The sequence below is a fragment of the Paraburkholderia sp. GAS348 genome (genome assembly GCF_050434205.1).
GTDB lineage: Bacteria > Pseudomonadota > Gammaproteobacteria > Burkholderiales > Burkholderiaceae > Paraburkholderia.
Genome location: NZ_JBNPVT010000061.1, coordinates 1 through 1,881, shown reverse-complemented (window position 1 = coordinate 1,881; position 1,881 = coordinate 1). Strand labels below are relative to the sequence as shown.

Annotated in this window: 2 protein-coding genes; both read right to left on the bottom strand. The window is 61.2% G+C overall.

What is annotated here, in order from left to right:
• The coding region (locus P3T22_RS33160; protein WP_429327278.1) for a DHA2 family efflux MFS transporter permease subunit at positions 1 to 1,172 on the bottom strand (1,172 nt) is incomplete at its 3' end.
• 73 nt (positions 1,173 to 1,245) lie between these two features.
• Positions 1,246 to 1,881: HlyD family efflux transporter periplasmic adaptor subunit (locus P3T22_RS33155; protein WP_429327277.1), on the bottom strand; the 636-nt coding region annotated here is incomplete at its 5' end.

Below are 1,881 nucleotides of genomic sequence, written 5' to 3'. Positions count from 1 at the left end.
GAAAGGATAATGGTCGTCAGCGGTGCGAAGAAAAGCGCCATCGGGATGCCCTGCAGCAGCGTCGGCAGGATGATGTAGCCTTCGCTCAGGTCCGTGTAGAAAAACGAGCGCATGTAATACACGATCGCAAAGCCAATGAAGGCGCAGGTGCCGAGAATCCGCGCGTCGGTGCGCGGCAGGATCTTGCCCATGATCGGAGCACCGATGACAGCAAAGATGCCGAGGGGCGCCGTTGCGAGACCCGCGTCCACGGCCCGGTAACCGAGATACTCCTGCATCCATTGAGGCAACAGCACCAGCGTACCGAAGAAGATACCGTAGGCCACGGCGATCGACACCGTCCCGCCGAGGAAGTTGCGCTGCTTGAACAGCGTCAGATCGACGATGGGACTCTTGTCCGTCAACTCCCAGATGACGAAGAGCACCAGGCCCACGGCGGCAACGATCGCCAGGATGATGATCGTATTCGACGAGAACCAGTCAAGGTCCTTACCCTTGTCCAGCATGACCTGAAGCGATGCCACCCAGGTGATCAGGAGTCCCAGGCCCACTTTGTCGACTGGCAGTTTCTTCTTTGGGGTATCGCGATCCCGGTAAAGCACCCAGACCATGCTCGCCGAAAGCAGCCCGACTGGAATGTTGATGTAGAAGATCCACGACCAGCTGTAGCTGTCCGTCACCCATCCCCCCAGGGCCGGCCCAACGATCGGGCCCGTGACGACGATCATCGAGAATAGCGCCAGCGCCAGCGCCGACTTGGCCTTTGGCCATGAGCTGAGCAGGAGCGCCTGCGACATCGGAATCAGCGGACCGGCTACGGCGCCCTGCAGCACGCGCGCGAGCAGCAGGATCGGCAGCGAAGGCGCGATCCCGCAAAGCCAGGACGCCACGACGAACAGCAGGATCGAGCCGATAAACAGCCGGACCTGGCCCAGGCGTTGCGTCAGCCAGCCGGTCAGCGGAATCGCTACCGAGTTGGCGGCGGCAAACACCGTAATGACCCACGTGCCCTCGTCGCCCGATACGCCGAGATTACCTGAGATCGTTGGAATCGCGACGTTGGCAATCGACGAGTCAAGCACCGTCATAAAACCTGCGAGTCCCACACATAAGGACCCCAGGGCTAATTTTGTCCCCGTCAGAGGGGGGTGATTCGGTTGGCTGGTAGACATGGCAATCCATATGTCGAATGACTATCGCTGCATCGCGACGACCTGGTCGGCGCGATGCAGCACGACGCACCGCTTATTCGTTCGCGGCTATGATTTTTGCGATCGCGGCGTCAGCTTCATCGCCATACCGGGCAAATACACTGGTCTTGTACGTCGAGCTGGATTCGGTTCCGAGCTGCGGGCCATCGGAATTCCTGACATTGACGTCGACGTTCATGGACAGGCCAACGCGCAGTGGATTCTTTTCGAGTTCCCCGGCCGGTATTTCGATGCGCACCGGCAAGCGCTGGACGACCTTGATCCAGTTGCCGGTCGCGTTCTGTGCCGGCAGGAGCGCCAGCGCCGAACCCGTACCCGGCGTGAATCCAACCACCTTGCCGTGATAGACCGTCGAGGAGCCGTAGACGTCAGCCGTCAGATCGACCGGCTGACCGACACGGATATGACGCAGCTGCCACTCCTTAAAGTTCGCATCCACCCACACCTGATTCAGCGGCACCACGGACATCAGCGGGGTGCCCGGCGACACGCGCTGGCCCACCTGGACCGAGCGCTGCGCGACGTAGCCCGTGACCGGCGCCGGCAGCGTTGTGCGCGAATAGGCAAGATAGGCGTCGCGAACTTTGGCCGCGCCTGCGAGTACGTCCGGATGCTGATCTACCGTTGTGTTCGCGGTAAGCGCGCGATTGACGCCTAGCTGCTGCACGGC